Origin of the sequence: Haloferula sp. BvORR071, assembly GCF_000739615.1 — a bacterium.
Classification (GTDB): Bacteria; Verrucomicrobiota; Verrucomicrobiia; order Verrucomicrobiales; family Akkermansiaceae; genus Haloferula.
In genome coordinates this window covers 15,033-30,505 of record NZ_BATP01000045.1, presented here as the reverse complement: position 1 = coordinate 30,505, position 15,473 = coordinate 15,033, and the positions used below count along the sequence as shown (strand labels likewise).

The 15,473-nt window shown below is 62.4% G+C and carries 15 protein-coding genes; 7 read left to right on the top strand and 8 right to left on the bottom strand.

Annotated elements, in window-relative coordinates:
• Positions 1 to 168 precede the first annotated feature (168 nt).
• The 3 genes from BV071_RS23510 to BV071_RS23500 all read right to left on the bottom strand — a co-directional run bounded on the left by BV071_RS23510 (position 169) and on the right by BV071_RS23500 (position 4,550).
• Positions 169 to 2,943 carry a DUF1549 and DUF1553 domain-containing protein gene (locus tag BV071_RS23510; RefSeq protein WP_035612327.1) on the bottom strand — a complete coding sequence of 925 codons (2,775 nt, stop codon included), beginning with the start codon at positions 2,941 to 2,943 and terminating at the stop codon, positions 169 to 171.
• Between the two features lie 99 nt (positions 2,944 to 3,042).
• Positions 3,043 to 3,999 carry a hypothetical protein gene (locus BV071_RS23505; RefSeq protein WP_265594785.1) on the bottom strand — a complete coding sequence of 319 codons (957 nt, stop codon included), beginning with the start codon at positions 3,997 to 3,999 and terminating at the stop codon, positions 3,043 to 3,045.
• A gap of 2 nt (positions 4,000 to 4,001) precedes the next feature.
• On the bottom strand, positions 4,002 to 4,550 hold the full coding sequence (locus tag BV071_RS23500; protein WP_035612322.1) for a sigma-70 family RNA polymerase sigma factor: 549 nt from the start codon (positions 4,548 to 4,550) through the stop codon (positions 4,002 to 4,004).
• 108 nt (positions 4,551 to 4,658) lie between these two features.
• Between BV071_RS23500 and BV071_RS23495 the strand changes: the two genes are divergently transcribed.
• The 3 genes from BV071_RS23495 (at position 4,659) to BV071_RS23485 (ending at position 7,262) form a co-directional block, all read left to right on the top strand.
• Positions 4,659 to 4,922 (top strand): hypothetical protein, encoded by a 264-nt coding sequence (locus BV071_RS23495; protein ID WP_035612319.1) that lies wholly within the window; start codon positions 4,659 to 4,661, stop codon positions 4,920 to 4,922.
• A 60-nt stretch (positions 4,923 to 4,982) separates the two neighbouring features.
• Positions 4,983 to 5,786, top strand: coding sequence for a TatD family hydrolase (locus BV071_RS23490; RefSeq protein WP_035612317.1), 804 nt, complete (start codon positions 4,983 to 4,985; stop codon positions 5,784 to 5,786).
• A gap of 84 nt (positions 5,787 to 5,870) precedes the next feature.
• A complete protein-coding gene (locus BV071_RS23485) occupies positions 5,871 to 7,262 on the top strand; it encodes a hypothetical protein (RefSeq protein ID WP_265594784.1) in 1,392 nt (463 codons plus the stop codon).
• Here BV071_RS23485 and BV071_RS23480 read toward each other — a convergent pair.
• Entirely contained in the window at positions 7,249 to 8,565 is a 1,317-nt protein-coding gene (locus tag BV071_RS23480) for a hemolysin family protein (protein ID WP_035612315.1), read from the bottom strand. The two genes, BV071_RS23485 and BV071_RS23480, sit on opposite strands and share 14 nt — an antisense overlap.
• Before the next feature lie 48 nt (positions 8,566 to 8,613).
• On the bottom strand, positions 8,614 to 9,591 hold the full coding sequence (locus BV071_RS23475) for a TerC family protein (protein ID WP_052573818.1): 978 nt from the start codon (positions 9,589 to 9,591) through the stop codon (positions 8,614 to 8,616).
• A 265-nt stretch (positions 9,592 to 9,856) separates the two neighbouring features.
• Between BV071_RS23475 and BV071_RS23470 the strand changes: the two genes are divergently transcribed.
• The 3 genes from BV071_RS23470 to BV071_RS23460 all read left to right on the top strand — a co-directional run bounded on the left by BV071_RS23470 (position 9,857) and on the right by BV071_RS23460 (position 11,999).
• Entirely contained in the window at positions 9,857 to 10,858 is a 1,002-nt protein-coding gene (locus BV071_RS23470; RefSeq protein WP_265594783.1) for a hypothetical protein, read from the top strand.
• Positions 10,859 to 10,922: 64 nt separating this feature from the next.
• Positions 10,923 to 11,366, top strand: a complete 444-nt coding sequence (locus BV071_RS23465; protein ID WP_035612312.1) for an SRPBCC domain-containing protein — start codon at positions 10,923 to 10,925, stop codon at positions 11,364 to 11,366.
• Positions 11,367 to 11,555: 189 nt separating this feature from the next.
• Positions 11,556 to 11,999 carry a GNAT family N-acetyltransferase gene (locus BV071_RS23460; protein ID WP_035612310.1) on the top strand — a complete coding sequence of 148 codons (444 nt, stop codon included), beginning with the start codon at positions 11,556 to 11,558 and terminating at the stop codon, positions 11,997 to 11,999.
• Here the strand turns inward: BV071_RS23460 and BV071_RS23455 are convergent.
• The 3 genes from BV071_RS23455 to BV071_RS23445 form a co-directional block, all read right to left on the bottom strand.
• Positions 11,993 to 12,253 (bottom strand): DUF2917 domain-containing protein, encoded by a 261-nt coding sequence (locus BV071_RS23455; RefSeq protein ID WP_265594782.1) that lies wholly within the window; start codon positions 12,251 to 12,253, stop codon positions 11,993 to 11,995. The two genes, BV071_RS23460 and BV071_RS23455, sit on opposite strands and share 7 nt — an antisense overlap.
• A gap of 17 nt (positions 12,254 to 12,270) precedes the next feature.
• Complete coding sequence (locus BV071_RS33550; RefSeq protein WP_052573793.1) at positions 12,271 to 13,230, bottom strand: LysR family transcriptional regulator; 960 nt, start codon at positions 13,228 to 13,230, stop codon at positions 12,271 to 12,273.
• Between the two features lie 104 nt (positions 13,231 to 13,334).
• Positions 13,335 to 14,525 (bottom strand): MFS transporter, encoded by a 1,191-nt coding sequence (locus BV071_RS23445; RefSeq protein ID WP_265594781.1) that lies wholly within the window; start codon positions 14,523 to 14,525, stop codon positions 13,335 to 13,337.
• A gap of 70 nt (positions 14,526 to 14,595) precedes the next feature.
• Between BV071_RS23445 and BV071_RS23440 the strand changes: the two genes are divergently transcribed.
• Positions 14,596 to 15,471 (top strand): LysR family transcriptional regulator, encoded by an 876-nt coding sequence (locus BV071_RS23440; protein ID WP_035612306.1) that lies wholly within the window; start codon positions 14,596 to 14,598, stop codon positions 15,469 to 15,471.
• The last annotated feature ends 2 nt before the right edge of the window (positions 15,472 to 15,473 follow it).

Here is a 15,473-nt window from a genome sequence, read left to right as displayed (position 1 = left end):
TTTAACCGCGAAAGGACGCGAAAAGCGCGAAATTTGAACAGCCGGAATCCAAGAGGAACCACGAATGAACACAGATGGACACGAATGAAAGACAGGGGAGCTTTTGAAACTGCATTTTTCATTGGTGTGAATTCGTGGTGGCTCATGGCTTTTGCATTCGGAGCTGCATCAGTCGATGAAGTGGAATTCGTTCGAGGCCCAGAGCATCTGGACGAGGTCTGCCCATGGATCGGCGGCGGTGGGCATGGAGGGAGGATCGTTGGATTTAGGAAACTCGTCGGTGAAGTTGCCGACCTCCTCGACCGGTGCCTCGGCAGACTCGCGGCCCTCAATCCGCAGGTTCCAGTTAATATTGCCGCAGGAGTCACCTTTCGGCGCACGGAGTACGAGATCCATCGTATCTCCGGCCTTCACATCTACCCAGGTGCCGGCGATGTCACGCTCCGACTCGGCGGGGAACTCGGCACCGGCCAGCTCCTTGCCTTGGCCGTCGATCCGCCAAGCCAAGGTATCGCCGTTCTTTTGCGTTCGCTTGAGATGGCCTACCATGCGCACCTGACCCTCGCCATTGGAGCGCCAGCGTAGGACCATCACATGATTCGCGGAGACGTGACCGCCGCCTGCACCCACGTTCAACCAACGCACCGGCGCAGTGCTGGGATCGGGGCCGGTTTTCCAAACCTTGTCGGCAAAGATCGGGAAGGTGGTGAGATCCTCGCTCGGGGCGCCGGTCTCAGGACCGTAGCGGACTTGCCAATAGCCACCGAGTCGCGGCGCGTAGTCGGCGGGCGAGGCGGACTCGATGAAACCCATCGCGCCTTCTTTCTCCTCAGTCGCAGGAGCACGGCGGAACAGCTTCTGATAGATCCAGATCACCCGTGCCGCATCATCTGGCAGCGCGCGGAACTCCGCACTGGAAGTGAGGTGGGTCGCCTGGCGCAGCACCAGCGGGCCATTCAGGAAATACAGCGCCTGCTGCGGCACGGTGGTCTCCACCCGCTTCGGGCTGTGGTGATCCGGATGCGGCAGGTCGAAGGAAACGAAGGTCCCCGGCAAGGCATAGCGATCGACGAAGGCATAGAGGCTACGCCGCGGATCGGAGTTCGAACTATCCAGATTCACCGAACGACCGCCGGTGCTGTGGGTATCCAAGGCCCCGCTCGATGCCAGCACGCGGTCACGCATCGACTCGAAGTCAAGGCGGCGGCGGTTCCACTTCCAGAAGCGCGTGTTCGCCTCATCGATCGAATTGTTCTCGGGCGGCCCGCTCGCGGCGAGGCGGAAGGCCTGCGAGGTGAGGAGCAAACGGTGGAGTTGCTTGAGCGAGTAGCCGCTATCCCGGAAGGACACCGCCAGGGTATCGAGCAAGGGCAGCAGCGCCGGGCTCGGCGTCTGCACCCCGAAGTCGCCAGGTTCCGCGAGCGGTGCACCAAAATGCCAGGCCCACACGCGATTGACCATGACGCGCGCGGTCAAGGGATTCGCGGGATCGACGATCTTCTCGGCAAAGGACAGGCGCGGGCTTTTGCCATCCTCGAACTTGCCACCGCCGAGGAAGCTCAGCCACTGGCGGTCGAAGGTCTCGCCGCGGTTCGCGGGGTTGCCGCGCAAGAAGATCACCGCCTGAGACCAATCCTTCTTGTCGCTCACGCTCATCGCCCGCGGTGGCGAGCCCGGATGCTCGGCGAGTACCTTGCTCATGGCACTCTGGCGCTGGCGGCGCTGGTTGCCATCCTCCTGGTCCATGAACTCGGAAATACGATCAACGTCGTAGCTAAGCGGACACTCCCTCTGGGACCGCACGCCGGCCAGCTCGCTGCCCTCCCCTGCCCCGAGCCACTCCGTGGCCAAGGCATCGCTCAAGGCTTTGCGCGCGCCGTCATCGGCGGCAGTGTCCATCTCCTGCGCCCACTGCTTGAGACGCGGCGTGGCCTTGTCTCCCCAAGCGCGATCCTTCAGGAAATCGCGCCAAGCCATGATCGCATTGGCCCGCAGCTTTCCACGCTTGAAGCCCTCCGCAGTCGCCTTACCCCGGTCCCAGTCCTCCTTCTTCGCCTTCCAAGCGATGTCGAGGTAGTTGGCAAAGTTCTCCTTTGCCCGGACATGATCGACGATCTTCTGCCGGGCCTCTCGGTCGATGTTGTCGAGCTTGGCGACTTCCTGCTCGTAGGCGGCAAAGGCACCTTCATCCGGCGGCTTGCCGATCACCGGTTTGTCTTCCGGCTCGTTGGTATTGTCGAAGATCGAATAGACCGAGTAGTAGTCCCGCATCGAGATCGGGTCGAACTTGTGGTCGTGGCAGCGGGCGCAGGCCACCGTGCTGGAGAGGAAGCCGCGGGTGACGACATCGACGCGGTCATCGATGGTCTCGACAGGACCACCGCGCAAACCAACGGTGAGGAAGCCGAGCGCGGCGAGATCCGGGTCGTCCTTCTTGTCTGTTAGAAGATCCGCCGCGAGCTGGAGCTTCACGAAGCGGTCGTAAGGCAGGTCCCCATTGAAGGCTTTGATCAGCCAGTCACGGTAAGTGTAGGCGAAGGGGTAGCGGTTGTCCTGGTCGAAGTTGTAGCCGCGGGTATCGGCATAGCGTGCCACATCCATCCAGTGCCGGGCCCAGCGCTCGCCGTAAGCGGGACTGGCCAGCAGCTCATCGATCAAGGCGCTCCAAGTGGCGTCGTCCGGATTCGCTTCGATCCGCTTCAACTGCTCATCCGAGGGCGGCAAGCCGGTGAGGGTGTAAGCGGCGCGCTCCAGCCACTGCCGCGGCGCGGCGAGCGGGGCCGGCTTGAGCTTGGCCTCGCCCCATGAGGCGGCCAGCAGCGCATCCACCGGATTGGCAGCAGCGGGAATCTCCGCTTTCACCGGCGGCACGTAGGCCCAGTGCTTCCGCTCCTCCGCAGCCGCGCAGGAAAGCAGAGCCAGCATAAGGAAAGTGACACGCATGAGCCGACAAGCGGGACGCTGTTTACCGGCCAAATCTTACACCGATGCGCAAGAATCCCAACGGGGTTTTTTCCCGAAAATTCCGCTCCTTGCTCGTTATCAACGGTTATTCCGCGCTTCCTCCTCCAGCACCCGAACCCGGATCCAAGCCAGCGCCAGCGAGGACTCCTCCGAGGCTCCGATCCGGATCTGGTCAAAGTTCATGCCGGGAAGGATCTTCGAGTGGACCAAGGGCGAGTTGCCGGGCCTGTCGCCCTCGTGCAGCTCCACCCTGCCATCGCGACGGTCGTAGAGCAGGGTCATGGTGCGCGGGCCAGTGACGTTCTTCGCGGGCATGAGCGGGACGAGGCTGCGCTTTACATCGAGCGACCAGGTCCACTCGGGGCCATAGCTGTCACCGAAGAAGCAAACTTCGTAGCCATCCTGGTAGAGGCTGATGCCGGACCAGCCGGGGCTGTGGAAGGGCTTGTCGCCACCGGCCATGGTCTGGACCGTAACCAGCATGACCGGCCGGGCCACGGAGAGCCCGTCCTTCGGGATGTAGAAGTAGGTTTCGAAGCCGCTGCCCTCAAGGTGTCCGGCGCGAATCTGCGGCGAGCCGCGCTCGAGCCGCCAGTGGCTTGCACCTTGGGAAGGCCGGCGCCCGGTGCTCATTTCACCGGAATCGAAGCGGTCTTCCAAAAGGGTGATCCCCGGGCCGTCCGCACGCAGCTCCAGCAAGACCTCCGCCTTGTCGGCGGGAGTGCCGGAGGCAATCCGCGCGGAATCCTCACGATGGGTGAACTTCCACGCGCCAAATGACGCTGCGCCGATCACCGCCACGGCGATCACCGGCAAGAGCCAGCGCGGCCCGCGGGAAACCGGGGGCACCGCTTCGCCGATGGAGTGGCGACCTTCGAACTCCTCGGTGAGCGAATGGTGGAGCAGGGCGTGCTCGCGGTAGAGCGCGAGCAGCTCGGGCTCAGCCTTGAGGCGGCGTTGGAGTTCCTCGAATTCGGCGGCGCCAAGATCGCCCTCGAAGGCGGCCATCACAAGCTGGTGGTCGGACTGTCTCATGCTCATCGCAGCGGGGTGCCTTGCTCCTTGAAGCGGACTTCGATGCACTTGCGCAGGGCCGCACGGAGATTGAAGAGAGTGGCTTTCAGGGTGCCGGGGCTGCGATTGATGGCCTTGGCGTAATCATTGAGAGGCGCCCCGCTGGCATAGCGGTGCTGAAGGAGTTCGCGGTCCTTCGGGCGGAGCTTTTGCAGGCAGTGGTGGAGGGCCTGGTGGCGAACCTCCAGCTCTTCCGGATCCGCTTCAAGCGCCGGGGAGATGCGCTCGACCAGCTCGTCATCAAAGACCAGCCAACCCTTCGAGGCGAGGCGGCGACGGTGGTTCATCAGGTGAAAGCGGATGACCTGGAAAGCCCAAGCCTTGAAGTTGGATCCCGCTTCAAACTGTTCGCGCTTCTGCCAGAGGATGATGTTCACTTCCTGCAAGAGGTCGCGGGCTCCGGAGGAACCCGGCATAAGGGCGCGGATGAAGGCAAGCATCGCCGTCTGGTGGTCGGTCAGCTCGGTGACGAAGGTTTCGGAGGCCTCTGCCGGGTTTCGGGCGGGATCCATGCTCTCCTGAATACGGGATGTCGCGGTGACGTGAAAGGTTTAGATGGCGCGGGCGGTTGATTGCGCTTTCCCACTGGGAATCCCCGCCACCACGCTTACAATTCCGCCATGCCCAGCAAGAAGGACATCCTGGACCTCCATTTCATGGACGCCCGCTACAAATTGATCGACCTTGCCGCCTTCCTGGACCGGGTGGAGCGGCACGAGGGCGAAGCGGATTTCCGGCTCGCTGGGCTCAAGAAGGCGCTGCCGATCCTGCTGTCCGACCAGCCCGGCCGGGCAAAGGCAGTGCTGGAGGCGCTGTCGGATCACTCGACGGAGCCAGCGGAGGCGGCGACCATCCAGTTCGCTTACGGCGCGCCGCAGGATTGAAGAAACTATCAATCACTCATCTTCCGCTTACCGCCCTCCTCTTTCCGCTTTCCGATCTCCATGAAATACATCGAGCCTCATGCCCACATGGTCAGCCGCACCACGGATGACTACGAGAAGCTCGCGCTGGCAGGCTGCGCGGCGCTGTGCGAACCGGCCTTTTGGGCGGGATTCGACCGCTCCTCACCGGCTGGCTTTTACGATTACTACCGGCAGCTCACGGAGTATGAGCCAAAGCGTGCGGCGAAGTATGGCATTCCCCATTTCTGCTGGCTCTGCATCAACCCGAAGGAAGCGGAAGATCCGGTCTTTGCGCGTGAGGTGATGTCGATCATTCCCGAGTTCCTAGAAAAGCCGACGGTGCTGGGCATCGGCGAGATCGGGCTGAACAAGAACACCAAGAACGAGCTGGCGATCTTCCACGAGCACGTCGAGCTCGCCCTGAAGCATGACCTGCCGATCCTGATCCACACGCCGCACCTGGAGGACAAGCTGAAGGGCACCAAGCTGATCCTGGATGCGCTGGCTTCATTCTCGAAGCTGGATCGGGGCAAGGTGATCATCGATCACGTGGAGGAACATACGGTGAACCTCGTACTTGAGCAGGGCTACTGGGCCGGCTTGACCCTCTATCCGGAGAGCAAGTGCACGCCGAACCGCGCGATCGACATGCTGGAGACGAGCCACAGCGATCGGCTGTGGTTGAACTCGGCGTGTGATTGGGGGGTGTCCGATCCCCTGGCGGTGGTGAAGTGCGGCTTTGAGATGAAGCGGCGGAAGAAGTCTCTGGAAGAGATCGAGAAGGTGTTGTTTGAGAATCCGAAGCGGTTCTTGAGCCAGTCGAAGAATTTCAAGTTGCCGTGAGATGGCGAGGCCCGGGAGAGACCCCGGCCCACAGATCAAACGGGTTTGATTTGCCAAGGGCATCCAAAACGTCAGGCTGGCGGGGTGAAAGCATTGCTTTTTCTCGGCCTGATTGCAGCCCAAGCCCTTGCCCAAGAATCTCTTCCAGCGACTGCGAAATGGCAGTTCAGCACGGAGTTTCCGGGCAGCTCCGGCGATGCCCCGAAGTGGCAAGCCGGAGATGCGAGCTTTGGCAGCGGCGCGGCCTATGGAGGCAAGGCCAAGACCCGCTGGGACAGCGGCCAGCTCTGGCTACGCGGGAGCCTCGACCTCGCGAAAGTGCCCGCGGCACCACAGCTCTTCCTGACGCACCGGGCGGATGTGGCGATCCGGATCAATGGCCACCTGGTCGGCGACTTCATCGGTGAAACTCCCGGCGAAGTGCCGGTGCCGATCCAAGGCGAAGCCCTTGCCTCGCTGAAGCCGGGCGCAAACGAGATCACTGCCGAAGCGAGCTGCATCGGTGCCGATCCCTTCTTGGAGATCCGCATGGCGGAGGCGGCTCCCTCCGGCGCGATCCAAGCACCGCTCTACCGCGACCCGCGCTTCGACGGGGCCGCGGATCCGATGCTGGTGTGGAACCGCGGCGAGAAGTGCTGGACGATGTTCTACACCCAACGGCGGGCGAACCTGAAGTATTTGCCCCGCGTCGGCTATTGCTACGGCACCGACATCGGCATGGCGGTCTCCAAGGATGGCGGCCGCACTTGGAACTACGCCGGCACCGCGCAGGGACTCGAAACCCGCGGTGGCAAGAACACCTGGTGGGCACCGGAGGTAGTCTACATCGAGGGCAAGTATCACATGTGGGTCTCCTACATCGAGGGCGTGCACAACGACTGGACCGGTGATCCGGCGATGCTGCACTACACCAGCGATGACCTGCGGCACTGGAGCTTCTCCGACAAGCTGCCGATGAAGAGCGTCATCGACGCTTCGATCTTTCCCCTGCCTGCCGGCGGCTGGCGGATGTTCTACAAGCAGGACAGCAAGACGCTGATGACCGACAGCACGGATCTGAAGGTGTGGACCGACAAGGGCATCGCCGCGGATGACGCCGGCCAGGAAGGGCCGAATGTCTTCCGCTTCAAGGGCCGCTACTGGATGATCGCGGATGTGTGGCATGGCCAGCAGGTCTATCAGTCCGAGGACCTGACGAAGTGGACGCTGCAAGAAGGCGGCACGATCCTCGGCACGCCGGGCAAGCGCCGCGATGACGGAGCCTTTGGCCGCCATGCCGATGTGCTGGTGCAGGGTGAGCGCTGCTTCATCCTCTACTTCACCCACCCCGGCGGCGACAAAGGGCACGAGTTCGCGAGTTCGCTCAAGCGCACCTCCGTGCAGGTGGCGGAGCTCGAAGTGCGCGACGGCAAGCTGGTCTGCGACCGCGACAAGCCGCTGGGCTACCAGTGGTCCCCGGAGCTTACGGATTGGTAGCCTTCGCCGCGATCCGCATGGCCAGCACCTTGTCCACGCGGATGCCGTCCATATCCACGATCTCGAAGCGCCAGCCGCCTTCGTCGATCATGTCGCCTTCGGTCGGCACGCGGGCAAGGCGCTGCGAAAACCAGCCGGCGATGGTCTGGTAGTCGTCGCCCGCACCCTCGGGAGCAGAGAAGCCCTTGAGGAAGTTCTCCAGCTTCTCGATCTCGAAGAGTCCATCGATCAACCAAGAGCCATCCTTGCGCTGCTTGATCGGCATGCTCAGGCGCTCCTCCTTCGATGGCACGTCACCGACGATCGCCTCCATCAGGTCGATCAGGGTGACCATGCCGACCACCCCGCCGAATTCATCCACCACGAAGGCGGCATGATGGCCGGTGCGGCGGAAGTCTTCTAACAGGAGGCTGGCCTTCTGGACCTCCGGCACCAGCAGCGGCGGCTGCATCAGATTGGCGAAACGGACCTCGATGCCTGCGGCAAGCTGCGCGTAGCAGTCCTTCACCGAGAGCACGCCGACCAGATTGTCACGCTGGCCGTGATAGACCGGGAAGACACCGTGCGTGCTTTTGACGATCCGCGGCCAGACTTCGGTGTGGCTTTCGTCGCGGCCGATCCAGACCATCTTCGGCCGCGGGATCATGATGTCATAAACATCCAGCGACTCGAAGCCGAGCACGCCTTCCATCATTCTGGACTCGGTTCGATGCACGCCTCCGGCGATCATGCCCTCGCGGATCAACACGGTCAGCTCCTCGCGGGAGAGTTTCGATTCCTCGGTCTCCTTCAGGCCGACAAGGCGCATCAAGCCGGTGGTCGAGGAGGCCAGCAGCGAAACCAGCGGGCTGGTCCAGCTGGCGAGCTTGGTCATCATGCCGGCGGTGGCCGAAGCGATCGCCTCCGGGTAGCGCATTGCCACGCGTTTCGGCACCAACTCTCCGACAACCAACGACAGGTAGGTGATGGTGCCGAGCACGATCACATACGAGATCCAGCCGGAACCCGCCCCGATCACCGGCAATGGGTCGAGTACCGCCGCCAGCCGAGCAGAGAGCCGGGCACCACCGAAGGCACCCGCACACACCCCCACCAGCGAGATGCCGATCTGCACCGTGGACAGGAAGCGGTCCGGCGTGTCCGCCAGCTCGATCGCCTTGGCCGCGCCCTTGTCCCCGGCGTCGGCCCGCGCCTGCAGCAAGCCGCGGCGCGAGGAGACGATGGCGATCTCAGTCATCGCGAAGAGCCCGTTGCACAAGAGCAGGACGAGGATCAGCGCGATCTCCAGAAAAACAGAACTCATTTGTCGCGGAGCTTACGCAGGTCTCCGAGCGAATTTCAGCAATGTTTCTCAGGGCTGTGGGTCATCGCCGATCTTCGGCGTTTCCGGCAGCGGGTGCAATTTGCGGTGGATCACCGAGGCAATCACCGAAATCGCCAGCACCCCGGCGATCACGCCGAGCGAGACATCCGTATCGATCTTGTACTGGGTGTGGGCCAGCGACATCTTCACGCCGACGAACATCAGGATCACGCCGAGGCCATACTTGAGGAAATGGAAGTAGGGCAGGATCCCGGCGATCGCGAAGTAGAGCGAGCGCAGACCGAGGATCGCAAACACGTTCGAGGTGTAGACGATGAAGGTATCCGTGGTGATCGAGAAGATGGCGGGGATCGAGTCCACCGCGAAGATCACATCCGTGACCTCCACGCAGAGCAGAACTGCCAGCAAAGGGGTGGCCGAGAGCTTGCCATTTTCGCGGACCAGGAATTTCTGGCCGTGGTAGTCCTTGGTGATCGGCATCACCTTGCGCAAGAGCCTGATCGCGATGCTCTTGCCCGGGTCCACCGAGTCTTCATCGTGGAAGAACATCTTGATGCCGGTGAAGATCAGCAGGGCAGCGAAGACAAAGATGATCCACGCGAAATTGGTGATCAGGGCCGCGCCGCCGGCAATCATTGCGGCACGCAGGGCCAGCGCGCCGAAGATTCCCCAGAAGAGCACCTTGTGCTGATACTCGCGCGGCACCTTGAAGAAGGAGAAGATGACCGCGAAGACGAAGACGTTGTCCACCGAGAGGGATTTCTCAAGGAGGTAGCCGGCGAGGAACTCCTTCGCGGCGGGCGCACCGATCTTCCAGCCGACCCAGGCATTGAAGGCCATGGCGAGGGCGATCCAGACCACGGTCCAGCCGAGGGCTTCCTTCAACTTCACCACATGGGCCTTGCGGTTGAAGACCCCCAGATCGAGGGCCAGCATCAGCATCACAAAGCCGTTGAAGGCCACCCACCAGGATATCGGAACCGCCGCGATTGATTCAGCAAGCATGAAGCGGGAGACGTACTCGCGGGGTGGTGAGATCCGCAATTGGAAAGGGGCATGTAATTTTCCACCCGGACAGGATTGTAGTGAAAAATACTCATTCCAGCACTACCAAAAGGGTGATGAGTCCTCGACATTTTTCCCGCGGAAGTGGATGAAATAGAGCGTGAAAGCGCTATTTGTCCTTGTCGCTATTGCCGGTCTTACCTGGGGCCAGGGCGAGCGGAGTCCCGATGAGATGCTCCGTTTGTCCTTGGCTCACGGTGGAGCGGTGGATCTTGCGAATTCGGGATATGAGAAGGCTTTCCCGATCGACTGGCTCCCGACCGAAGTGAAATACGAACCGGACGCGATCTCACTCATTCCGGATACCGCTCACCGCCAAGACAGATTCATAGGGCTCTATCTGGTGAATGCTTCCAAGCAGCCGATCAAGGGAATCAATCGGGCAGTCTCTTACCCGTACCAGGCGGTACGAATAGATGCCAAGGAAGACTTATGGGAGCAAATCAGGGGTGGACTGATGTGCGGGAATCTAAGCGAGGAAGAACTCACACCGAAGGAGCTACCTCCAGGTCATGTGATGGTCTTCATGACTCTAGCCCCCTCGTCCGGAGGAGATACCGAAGGGGTGCTACGCTACGCCCTCGCGACCATGGACGCCAAAACCGAAGTGTGCTCCAAGCCTCTCCCGGGAAAATACTTCGCTGCGGAGCTTGAGAGCGCTCTGATCAGAAATAGCCGCGATCTGCTTGAGCTCCTACCTGCGATCCCTCCGGGTAAAGAGCCCTTTGACTGGAGCAAGGGGCTCACTCCTGCCGGTAAAGAGGAGCTCGTAGCAAAGGTGCAACTCCTGTTGGCCAATTGTGGATCCATTTACATTCGTGACGCTGCCGGGCGCTGGCTGACCTTCATGGATACCCAAAACAGTGATCCGGCGTGTCGTAAGGCGCTGCGAGCCCTTCTGGAGAAACCATGGTCCGCTAGAGGCCAGCAAGGCGCGTGGCTGGATGAGTGCTTGGCAGCCCTTGCCTCCACTCCTGACAAGGAGCAGGCCTATGGCAGCCCGGGTAGGTTTCGCGAGACGGTGTGGAAGCAGTTGATCCATCTCATGCCAGGGACAGTTCCGAAGTCCCTCTCGGAGCTCTACAACCAAAAGCTCGCGGAGCTACAAAAAGTGGCTCTAGCGACGGTGAAAGGGCCTGCCGCTCCGGAGTCCGCCGCCGCGAGGAAGTTTCTCGAACTGCCTCTCGTCAAGGTGGTCGGGAGATAAGGGATCAAATCGGTTGGACGAGACTGCGGGAATGCACGATCAGATACTGCTTCTTTGCCGATCCATGAACCCCACCGTCTCCGTCACCCGCCAATATCCAGCAAGCTCCGAAGAAGCCTTCGACGCGTGGCTTAATCCGGCCAAGGTCGGCAAGTGGATGTTCGGGCCGCCGCTGCGGGAGGAGAAGGTTCTGCGGATGGGTCTGGAGCCGAAGGTCGGCGGACGCTTCTCCTTCGTGGTCGAACGCGAGGGCAAGGAGTTCGATCACGCGGGCAAATACCTGGAGATCGCCCGACCGGAACGGCTGACCTTCACTTGGGGCGTGCGTGGGATGTCGGATGAGAGCAAGAGCCGGGTGAGCCTGGTCTTCCTGCCGACGGCGGAGGGCTGCGAACTCACGCTGACCCACGAGCTGGATCCAGAGTGGGCCGACTTCGCGGAGCGCACGCGGGCGGGCTGGGAGAAGATCCTGGATTCCTTGGGGCGCTTTCTCCGCCAGCAAGGGTAGCAGAATGGAGGACCAAGCCCGCGAAGCCGGTGCCCGCGAACTCGCGCTGGATACCGCCGAGCCTGCACGGTACCTTCGCGATTGGGATGAACGCCGCGGCTACCGTTAGGTCGAGCTGGTCGCATGGGGCAGCACCAACTACACCAGCGTCATCCTCTCCAAGACCCTCCACCCCGCATCAGCATCAGCATGACCCTGAAGATCCGTGAAACCGTCCCGGCCGATTGGACCGACTGCGCGACTTTCTTCCGCGAGTGCTTCAATGCTCCGCCATGGAATGAAGCATGGACCGATGACAGCGCCCTGCAACGCCTCGCCGATTGCGCGCGCACGCCGGGCTTCCTCGGACTGATCGCAGAGGATGGCGCGGAGATCGTTGCGATGGCCTTCGGCTATTGGCAGCGCTATCAGGAAGAGCGCCACTTCTTCCTGCTCGAGTTCTGCGTCGCGAATGACCGCCAGCGCCAAGGCATCGGCAGCAGCTTGATCACGGAGCTTCACACCCGCCTCCAAACCGCCGGGGTGAATCGCATCTACACGCTCACCGCCCGCGATACTCCCGCGCAGGACTTCTATGCGAAGGAAGGCTTCTACCTCAGCCCGAAGATGGTGATGATGGCGCGGCGCTATTGATCCTCGCCGAGTTCCACCACCGCTCCGTCTTCGATTCCTTCCGCGACCAGGCGTCCTGGCCCCGCGAAGGACTTGGCATCACCCGCGACCATCAGGTGGTCCTTGCGCGAACCTTCCAGCGTCACCCAGAGGTGGCCGGACACCAGACGCAGATTGAGGACTTCCGATGCTTCCAACTGCCGCGAGAAGATCTGGCCATAGCCGATCCGCGCCCGGGCCATGCCGCGACGGCGCAATCTTTCGGGCAGATTCATGGCTGGAATAACGATGTTCATGAGCGTGAGCGGGGCTTGCGTTGGACCGCGGGGCTGCTGCGGAATGGGACTACTTCGGAAGGCAGGGAAAGATGGGCCGGCTTCTGCCAGACTTTCAGGACATGATCGCGCACAGCGGCAACGGAGGGATCACCCTCATTGGCGGCGAGGTAGCCGATGCTGAGCGGCACGGAGGCTCGGAAATGCGGTAGCATCACCACCCGGTCCTCGAAGCCATTCACCTTGATCTGATCGACCGCGGTGATAGTAAGGCCGAGGCCCTCCGCCACCAGGTTGAGCACCGTGAGGTCCTCGTTCACTTGGAATCGGCGCGTGAGATTCAGCCCTTGCTCTTGGCCGATCCGCTGGATGAAGCGGCTGTAAGAGCAGGCCGGTGACGTGAAGATCCACGGCTTGTTCTCCAGGAGTCTCCAGTCCGGTTTGGCAAGCTCTGCCGCCCACGCAATCGGCGCGGCAATGCACAACTCGATCTGGTCGAGCTCGTGGTAGGCGATCTTGGAAGACTCGCAGGAACCCTCGAAGAAGCCGATCGAGATGGTGCCGTCTTCAATCCCCTGAAGAACCACACCGCTACTGCCATTCACCAGCTCGAAGCACAGATCTGAATGCTCATCGGTAATCGAGCGCAGGATCTCGACTAGGCGCAGGACTTCAGGACGATTGTTCACACCGAAGACCAGCTCACCGGAGACCGAGCCACGCAGGCTCTCCGCGCTGTGCTTGAAATCGCGCGCGGCATCGACAATCCGGCGGGCTTGCTCGCGCAGGACTTCGCCGGCGCGGGTCAGCTTCATGCCCTTGGTGCCGCGGTCGAAGAGGCGCACGCCCACTTCTTCCTCGAGCGCCTTGATCTGGGCGCTGACGGCCGGCTGGCTGGTGAAGAGCTTCTCCGCGGCGCGGGTCAGGTTTTGCTCTTCGGCGACGGCGAGAAAGGTGCGGAGCTGGTAAAGTTCCATGGCGGCTTGAGGAAGGACTCGCCGCCATCATTCCCCAGGAACCCCGATTCGGCCAATCGCATCTTCCGATCTCCCCCATTCGTTCCACCGATGGTGGCGATTTCTTAGGCCTCGCGCGAGGCCGAGCGCAGGATCGAGGGCCCCGGCAGAACCAGCAGAAGCGCAAAGACTAGCACCAGCACGAAGGAACCCGGCAGCCCAACCCAGTGGCTCAGGCCGCCGATCGCTGGCGGGCCGACCAGGAAGCCGAAGTAACCGATCACCGAGGCCGTCGCCACACCCTGCGCCACGCTCTCGCGGTGGGCACGGCCAGCAGCACTCAGCAGCACCGGCACTAGGTTTGCGAGGCCGAGGCCCGCAAAGCCGAGGCCGATGAAAGTGACCGGCCAGACCTTCACGGAAACCACCAGCAGCAAGCCGACTAACAAGAGCACGCCGCTGACTCGCAACACATTCAGGCCACCATGGCGGGCCACGGCCCAGTCGCCGAGTAGACGACCGGTGGCCATCGACAGAGAAAAGGTCCCGAAGGCGAAGGGCGCGAGCCAATCCGCGGCACCCGACACGCTGCGCGCATAGACTGCGCTCCAGTCCATCATCACGCCTTCGGCAAAGAGAACGAGGAAGGCCAGCACGCCGATCTTCAGCAAGCGCTGGTCAGGCAGCTTGAAGCCGCCGCTCGGCTTGCTCGTAGAAGCATCGCCACCGGCCAAGCGCCGCGTGCAATAGAGGGCAGTCGCAAGCAGCACCACCGACACGGGGAGAGTGATCGTCACCGGCTCGGCACCCTGCTTCAGGGCGATGCCCACCGTGCTCGCCGCTACCAAGCCGCCGAGGCTCCACAACGCCTGCAGGTTCGACATGATCGGGGTGCTGCGGCGGCTCTGGATCGTGATCGCCTGTGAATTGCAGGACACGTCCAGGGAACCCTTGAAGGCACCGAAGATCAGCCCGATCGCAAATAGCAGCCCCAGGCTCGGCGAGAGCGGGATGAAGGCCAGGGCAACGCAATAAGCCGGGGCCAGGAAACGCAGAACCGTGCGGCTGCCGTAGCGGGCCAACACACGCCCGATCAGCGACATGGAAAGCATCGCGCCGATCGCCAGAGTCAGCAGCACCAGACCCAGCGAGGATTCCGTCAGCTCGAACTTGTGCTTGATCGAGGGGATCAGGGCCGCCCAGGTGCCGAAACCGATACCGTTCAGCAAAAACAGCAGCGAGGCGGCGATCCTGCTGCGAACCTGCTCCTGCGGGCTGGCCAGAGGGGCCGCTCCATAGGTCGCTTCCGAATTCATGCCGCGATCTTCCCCGATTTCCGGCGATTCTTCCAATGGCATGTTTTCATGACCGTGATAACCTCTGGCTATGGAGATTCGCGAGCTGAAATCCTTCGTGCTGCTGGCCGAGCAATTGCACTTCGGCCGCGCCGCCGCGCTGCTGCACCTCAGCCAGCCAGCGCTGACCAAGCAAATTCATCGCCTGGAGGAGGAACTCGGCAGCCCGCTCTTCGAGCGCGGCCGCCACGGCACCACGCTCAGCGGCTTCGGGAAGCAGTTCCTGAAGGAAGCGCGCAGCACCGTCGCGGGCTTCGAGCGCCTGCTCGACCGCGCCCAGAGCGTGGCCCGCGGCGAGAGCGGGCATCTCTCGATCGGCTTTGGCTTCCACACCCTGGAGCTGGTGCCGCGCCTGATCGTGCGCCTGCGCGAAACCGCACCCGGCATCGGCTTCGACCTGCGCGATATGTCCACCGCGGAGCAGGTGGAGGCCTTGCGCGAGGAGAAGCTCGATCTCGGCTTCCTGCGCCTACCCGCGCCAGAGGAATTCCGCATCGTGCCGGTGATCAAGGATCGCCTCGCTCTCGTCTCCTCCCCCGCCCTGCCGCTGCCTGCCAGCGTCAGCCTGGCGGATTGCCGCGACAAGGCCTTCGTCAGCATCTCGGAGGAGCGCGCACCCGGCTTCTTCAGCCACATGCTGCGCCTCTGCGCGAAGCACGGCTTCCACCCGCGCGTCGTCCAGCAGGTGCCCGAATTCACCACCGCACTCGCGCTGGTGCAGGCGGGACTCGGGCTCGCGATCATCCCGGAGTCTGTGGGCATCAGCCGCTTCCCCGGCATGAAAGTGCACGCCCTGCGGGACAAGGATGCGGCATGGTCGGTCGGCGCCGGCTGGCGCAAGGGTGACACCAATCCCGCTCTGGCGAAGTTCCTCCAGATCTTGAAAGAAGAGATGAAGAATCAGTGAAG

Coding starts and splice junctions, on each gene's coding strand:
- BV071_RS23480 (WP_035612315.1), bottom strand. CDS start 8,565: ATGAGTTCTGTTTTTCTGGAGATCGCGCTGATCCTCGTCCTGCTCTTG.
- BV071_RS33550 (WP_052573793.1), bottom strand. CDS start 13,230: ATGGAACTTTACCAGCTCCGCACCTTTCTCGCCGTCGCCGAAGAGCAA.
- BV071_RS23440 (WP_035612306.1), top strand. CDS start 14,596: ATGGAGATTCGCGAGCTGAAATCCTTCGTGCTGCTGGCCGAGCAATTG.
- BV071_RS23495 (WP_035612319.1), top strand. CDS start 4,659: ATGCCCAGCAAGAAGGACATCCTGGACCTCCATTTCATGGACGCCCGC.
- BV071_RS23490 (WP_035612317.1), top strand. CDS start 4,983: ATGAAATACATCGAGCCTCATGCCCACATGGTCAGCCGCACCACGGAT.
- BV071_RS23505 (WP_265594785.1), bottom strand. CDS start 3,999: ATGAGACAGTCCGACCACCAGCTTGTGATGGCCGCCTTCGAGGGCGAT.
- BV071_RS23500 (WP_035612322.1), bottom strand. CDS start 4,550: ATGGATCCCGCCCGAAACCCGGCAGAGGCCTCCGAAACCTTCGTCACC.
- BV071_RS23510 (WP_035612327.1), bottom strand. CDS start 2,943: ATGCGTGTCACTTTCCTTATGCTGGCTCTGCTTTCCTGCGCGGCTGCG.
- BV071_RS23460 (WP_035612310.1), top strand. CDS start 11,556: ATGACCCTGAAGATCCGTGAAACCGTCCCGGCCGATTGGACCGACTGC.
- BV071_RS23455 (WP_265594782.1), bottom strand. CDS start 12,253: ATGAATCTGCCCGAAAGATTGCGCCGTCGCGGCATGGCCCGGGCGCGG.
- BV071_RS23475 (WP_052573818.1), bottom strand. CDS start 9,591: ATGCTTGCTGAATCAATCGCGGCGGTTCCGATATCCTGGTGGGTGGCC.
- BV071_RS23445 (WP_265594781.1), bottom strand. CDS start 14,525: ATGAATTCGGAAGCGACCTATGGAGCGGCCCCTCTGGCCAGCCCGCAG.
- BV071_RS23465 (WP_035612312.1), top strand. CDS start 10,923: ATGAACCCCACCGTCTCCGTCACCCGCCAATATCCAGCAAGCTCCGAA.